The organism is Microvirga pakistanensis (genome assembly GCF_004458765.1).
In the GTDB taxonomy this organism is placed as follows: Bacteria; Pseudomonadota; Alphaproteobacteria; order Rhizobiales; family Beijerinckiaceae; genus Microvirga; species Microvirga pakistanensis.
The window spans coordinates 368,572-374,687 of the sequence record NZ_SPJX01000710.1 but is presented as its reverse complement, the minus strand read 5'-3'; the positions used below and the strand labels follow the sequence as shown (position 1 = coordinate 374,687).

Genomic DNA, 6,116 nt, shown 5'->3' with positions numbered 1-6,116 from the left:
GACGGTGCGTCAGGGCGAGGGCGCGGTGGCCGCCATCGGGCAGGCGCCGACCAAATTCGTGCTCGTGAGCCCGAACGACCGGGAGCAGATGCTGTTCTACATGAGCCTGCGCGACACATTCTCGTCGCTGCCGGTCTCGCCTCTGACGGGTCCGGCCCTGCGCGCCGAACGCGCACGGGTTGCCTCCCTCGCGCCGGAGAGGCGCAGCGCGGACGACTGGCTGAGCCTTGCCGAGACCGCCCTCGTCCTCGATGGCCGCCGTGTCGCCGCCCAGGCGCTCGCCGAGGCGCGCACCAGGGGCCTGAGCGCCGCGCAGCGCGCCCGCGCCAGCCTGGTGGAGGCGACCCTGCTCGGAGCGCAGCACCGCTGGTCCGAAGCGGCCGCTCTCTTTGCCAGAGCCGAGCGCGGCCTCGATGCGAAACGCCGCGTGATCGCCGGCTACGGCCGCTACATCGCCCGGTCTCTCGCCGATCCCGATCATGTCCATCCGGAGCCTAAAGGTTCTACCGACGATCCGCTCGCCGTGCTGGCTCATGCCTATGTGGTGGCCTTTCGCGAGGACCTGAAGGCCGCGGCCGAAGTCTTGAAGGGCGCGGAAAAGCGTTTCCCGAACGACGTGCGCATCGCGGTGATGTCGGCCCAGATCACCTACGCCCTGAACCGGCGCGAGGCGATGCGCGCCTCCCTGGCCCGCGCGAAGGCCATCGACCCGGAAGACCCGGAGGTGATCGCGGCCGACAGCAACATTCGCGGCGATGTCGACGGCGAAGTGAACGCCGCCGTGGAAGCCCTGCGCAAGGCAGCCGCCATCGCGCCGGGCAATGCCAACATCTGGAACAGCCTCGGGCTCTTCGAATCCGACCGCGACCGGCCTCTGGCCGCGGAGGACGCCCTGCGCCGGGCGATCGCGGAAGATCCTGGAAGCCCGGTATCCTACGCCAATCTCGCGTTCCTTCTGCTCGATCAGAACCGGGTCGAGGAGGCAGGCGCTCTCATCGACAAGGCGCTCGCCCTCGATCCCGGCTTCCACGTCGCCTTTGTCGCAAGGGGCCGCTATCTCCTGCAGAAGGGCGAGACCGACAGGGCGATCGAGGCGATTCTCGCCGGGTCTGCGGCCAATCCCGCCTGGTCCCAGGGCCTGCTGATGGCGGCTGCCGCCTATTACCAGAACGGGGACGAGGAACTCGCCGAACAGGCCCTCGACAATGCGGACCGCCTCGACCCCAACGATCCCGTCGTGTCGAGCGCGCGGACGGCCATCGCCATCGACCAATATCAGGCGGATCAGGCCGTGCTCGCCGCCCGCGAAACCCTGCGCCGCTACCGGCAGCGCGGGGGCGATTTCGCGGGGCTTGCGGTGAACAAGGACGGAGGCTCCTATCCGGCCCAGGCCTATCGTTTCCTGAACCTGAACGAGTGGTCGCGTTACTATGGCGACCGCGTGTTCGATCCGTTCAATGCCGCGAGCTATTTCGATCAGGCGGCCGTCGACCGGCCCAGCCTCTTCACGGCTCGGCCCGACATCGCCACCATCGAGACGGGCGCGAGTGCCGACCTCACGGCCCTCAACCTGACGCTCCAGGGCCTGTTCTTCGACCCGCTCGCGGTGTCCGGCCGCATCGGGCGTCTCGATCTCATCCGCCGCCCCTTCATCGACGCCGAGATCGGCGGAAGTCTGCTGGCCCGCGACGGTCATCTCGGCTGGGAGGCGGAAGCGAACGTCCAGGGCTATTCCAACGAGCCCGTTCCCACCTCCTTCTCCCTGACCGCAGGCCGGGCGCGGGCCGACAGGGGCGCCGCCATCGACCAGCAGGATGCGACCAGCGGCTCCTTCTTCGTGGGCTCCGCCCCCTCGGCGGCGGACCGCTTCGTGCTGTTCGGCGCAGCCTCGGATCAGGAACCCGGCATTGCGAGCATCCGCACGCCGACGCGGCTCTTCGACGGTGCCCAGGACGCCACCTCGATGCTCGGCGGCGCCGGATGGAGCCACAGCTTCAGCGACAGGAACGTGCTGACGGCAGCCGTTTTCGGCCAGCGCCTCGTCAACGATCAATCCTCGAACGAGGCCCTGGCGCTCTCCCCCACCCTGATCCTGGGCGGCCAGCAAAGGGAACGCATCCGAACGGAGGGCGTGGCGGCCGCCCTGGCTCACACGGTCGGGTTCAACGACTTCACCCTTCGCTACGGTTTCGAAGCCCAACGCGGACGCGTCGTCAGCAGCGCCGAGGGGCTGACCTATCTCTTCGACGCCGCCACGGGCCAGTACACCTCCACCACCATTGACGAGGAATCCGACGCCACCTTCAAGGCGAGCCGCCTCTATGCCGATCTCTTCTGGCGCCCCTCGGACTGGTTCGAGGCCCAAGCGGGAATCCAGCGGACGACGCTGGACACGGATGCGGGCGACGACAGCACAGTCTCCCCACGCCTCGGCATCGGCATCTCGCCTGTCGAAGGCCATTGGCTGCGGGCCGCCTATCGCAGCGACGGGATCGTGCCTCTCGCCTACACGCTCTCGCCCGTGACCACCGTGGGGCTGGTGCCGAACGCGCTGCCGGCCGCTCTCGGCGGAACGGTGGAGACGCTTGCCCTTCGCTGGGATGCGGAATGGTCGCCCTATCTGTTCACCGCGCTCGAGTATCAGCGGCAGGATGCGGACAACCTCGATATCGGGATTCCGAACACCTTCGACAGCATCGCGGTCGAGAAGGCGCGCATCGAACGGGTGTCGGCCACGGCCAATCTCTGGCTCACGCACGGCATCGGCGTGTTCGGCACCGTCGGCACGCAATCCTCGGAGGTGCGCGCTGGAGCCGGACGCGGAAACGACGTGCCGCTGATGGCCGAAAACTTCGCGCGTGCAGGTGTCACCCTCGTCCATCCGAGCCGGGTCAAGCTCACCATGGCGGCCACCTATGTGGGCGACTTCGCGGGTGGACTCGCAGGCGCCAGACTCGACGATTACTGGACGGCCGATGCGTTCCTGACTTGGGAAACGCCGGACCGCCGGCTCCTCGTGGAGTTGAGCGTGCTCAACATGTTCGACGAGGAGTTCGAGGTCGCGCGGGACATTCCGGGTCCGAGCCGCACCTTCGCGGCCGGCGTGAAAGCACGGTTCTGAGGGTGAGCCCGCCTGTCTCCGCCACACAGACGCAGACGGGAGAGCCGCTCTGGCGGCACTTCGTCATGGCAGGGCTGATCGCGGCTCTTCTGACACCGCTCGTCTTCTTTCAGCCGTTCACCCTCATCGAGGCGAAGCTGTTCGACATCCTGTCGATCATCGCGCCGCCACGCCCCCACGCGTCCAATGTGGAGGTGGTGGCGATCGACGAGCCCTCCTTCTCCGAGATCGGGCAGCGCTGGCCGTGGTCGCGGGAGCTCCATGCCCGGCTGGCCGAGAATCTGCGCGCGGCGGGCGCGAAGGTGATCGCCTTCGACGTCATCTTCTCCGAGCCCTCGACGGAAGAAGCCGATCAGCGTTTCGCTGCTGCCCTCGGGCCCGATGTCGTGCTCGCATCCGACGATGTGCTGACGAAGCTCGATCACGGCATTCAGATCACCCGCGTCAATCCCATCGATCCGTTTCTCGATGCGGGCGCCGTTCCGGGGCTCGCATCGGTCGCGCCGGACGGCGACGTGTATCTGCGCCGGATGCCCACGCAGCCCGACGGCTTCGCGGCTGAGATCCTGCGCCTCGCCGGAGAGCCGGCGCTCTCCCCGCCCGAAGGCGCTCTCATCCAGTATTTCGGCCCCGCTCATACCTATCCGACCGCGTCCTATTACCAGGCGCTCGACCCGGAGACGTTTCTCCAGCCGGGACGCTTCAAGGACAAGATTGTTCTCGTCGGTCTCAGCCTGAAGGCGGCGACCTCCGCCGATGCCGGCGCCCCCGACACCTTCCCCACGGCCTATACGCTGATCACGGGCGAACTCACCTCCGGCGTGGAGGTACAGGCGACGATCCTCGACAACCTGCGCAACGGCCTCTTCGTCACCCCCGTTCCGCGCCTGGCCGTCCTCGCGTTGCTCACGGCCGCCGCTCTCGGCGCCGCGGCCCTGTCCATCCGCGGCGTGACCTGGCGGACCGGATTCGCCGCCCTGTTCATGGTCGTGCTCCTCTTCACAGGCGCATGGCTCGCGCTGCGATTCGGGCGCATCTGGGCGCCACCTGCCCTGCCGGCCGCTGCGGCGCTCGCGGTGTTCGGCGCGCGCTTCGGCCTGGACTACGCCCGCGAGCGGCAGCTGCGGCACGCGGTATCCGAAGCCTTCTCGCGCTATCTCTCGCCCGATCTCGTCGCGGAGCTCGCCCGTGACCCGGGCGCGCTCAGGCTCGGCGGCGAGCGGCGCAATCTCTCCATCCTGTTCTGCGACGTGCGCGGCTTCACGAGCCTCTCGGAGAAATTGAAAGACCAGCCCGAGCGCCTGACCACGCTCATCAACCGCCTGCTCGACCCGCTCTCCGAAGCCGTGCTCGCGGAAGGCGGCACCATCGACAAGTACATGGGCGATTGCGTCATGGCGTTCTGGAACGCCCCCCTGCCGAGCCCGGACCACCCGCGCCGCGCCGTGCGCGCGGCGCTGCGCATGATGGACGCCGTCAGCGGACTTAACTCCGTCCTGCGGCAGGAGGAGGGCGACGACGCTCCGCAATTCTCGGTCGGCGTCGGCATCAACACGGGCGATTGTGTGGTGGGCAATGTGGGCTCGCGCTGGCGCTACGATTATTCGGTGCTCGGCGATGCGGTCAACCTCGCCTCGCGCTTGGAGAGCCTGTCGAAGGAATACAACGTCTCGCTGATCCTCGGTCCCGCGACGGCCGAGGCTGTGCGCGAGGATCACGTGCTGATCGAGCTCGACCGGATCGCCGTGCGCGGACGCGCGACGGAATCGGCCATCTTCACCGTCCTGGCCCCTGCCTCGCAACGCGAGGATCCGGCCCTTGCCGAACTCGCGCGGCTGCATGCCGAGGCTCTTGAGCGTTACCGCAAAGGGCAGCGGAAGGAGGCGCTCGCTCTCGTCGTGCGGTGCCGTTCGCTCGCTCCTCCTCTCGCCGGCTACTATCGCACGCTCATGCGCAAGATCGGTGAGATGCCAGGCTGAGGCGCCCGCTTTTGCGAGCGAATTGCAAGTAAAATGAAGGGCTTGCGCTCACAGGAGCAGTCACTATAACGGCGGCTCGCCCGTCTTGCCGCCCCGTTTGTCGATGCCAGCCATGAGTCGCATTCAAAAGCTTGCCATCGGCAGCATATTCATCGGAGCGCTCGTCTTCGCGCTCAAATATGCCGCCTATTATCTGACGGGCAGTATCGCGCTCTATTCGGACGCGCTGGAGAGCATCATCAATGTGGTGACGGCGATCGCGGCCTTCATGGCCATTCGCGTGAGCGCGGCGCCCGCCGACGCCAATCATCCGTACGGCCATCACAAGGTGGAGTATTTCTCCGCCGTTCTCGAAGGCGTTCTGATCATCGTGGCGGCCATGATGATCCTGCGCGAGGCCTATTTCGGAATCCTGTCGCCGCGCATGCTCGAAGCGACGGGCCTGGGCCTTGCCGCCAATGCGGCGGCGAGCGTCATCAACGGCGCCTGGTCCTGGATCCTCATCCGTCAAGGCCGCCTTCTGCGCTCTCCCGCCCTGGTGGCCGACGGGCGTCACCTGACGACGGATGTGGTCACCTCCTTCGGCGTTCTGGCGGGTCTCGTCTTCGTGCCCGTGACGGGATGGACCTGGCTCGACTCCGTTCTGGCCGCTTTCGTCGCGATCAACATCCTCTGGTCCGGATGGGGCCTGATCAAGGAAAGCGTCGGCGGCCTCATGGACGAGGCCCTGCCCGAGGCGACCCTCTCGCGGGTGCGTGAAATCATTTCCGGCAACGCGGAAGGCGCCATCGAGGCGCACGACCTGCGCACCCGGCACGCCGGCAAGATGACCTTCATCGACTTTCATCTCGTCGTGCCCGGCGCCATGAGCGTGACGGACGCGCACGACATCTGCGACCGCCTGGAGCGGGCGCTGAAGCACGAGATCGAGGATGCGCTCATTACGATCCATGTGGAGCCCGACAACAAGGCGAAGCACGCCGGGATCGTTGTTCTCTAGAGCATCGTGCGGACCC

3 protein-coding genes are annotated in these 6,116 nt (G+C 67.2%); all 3 read left to right on the top strand.

What is annotated here, in order from left to right; genetic code table 11:
- On the top strand, positions 1 to 3,121 hold a 3,121-nt coding region (locus tag E4K09_RS28435), incomplete at its 5' end, for a tetratricopeptide repeat protein (RefSeq protein WP_134500946.1).
- A 2-nt stretch (positions 3,122 to 3,123) separates the two neighbouring features.
- Positions 3,124 to 5,100 carry a CHASE2 domain-containing protein gene (locus E4K09_RS28430; RefSeq protein WP_244610736.1) on the top strand — a complete coding sequence of 659 codons (1,977 nt, stop codon included), beginning with the start codon at positions 3,124 to 3,126 and terminating at the stop codon, positions 5,098 to 5,100.
- Positions 5,101 to 5,212: 112 nt separating this feature from the next.
- A complete protein-coding gene (locus E4K09_RS28425) occupies positions 5,213 to 6,100 on the top strand; it encodes a cation diffusion facilitator family transporter (RefSeq protein ID WP_134500945.1) in 888 nt (295 codons plus the stop codon).
- The last annotated feature ends 16 nt before the right edge of the window (positions 6,101 to 6,116 follow it).

Excerpts from the sequence above, each read along its gene's own strand:
- E4K09_RS28425 (WP_134500945.1), top strand. The coding sequence starts at position 5,213 with ATGAGTCGCATTCAAAAGCTTGCCATCGGCAGCATATTCATCGGAGCG.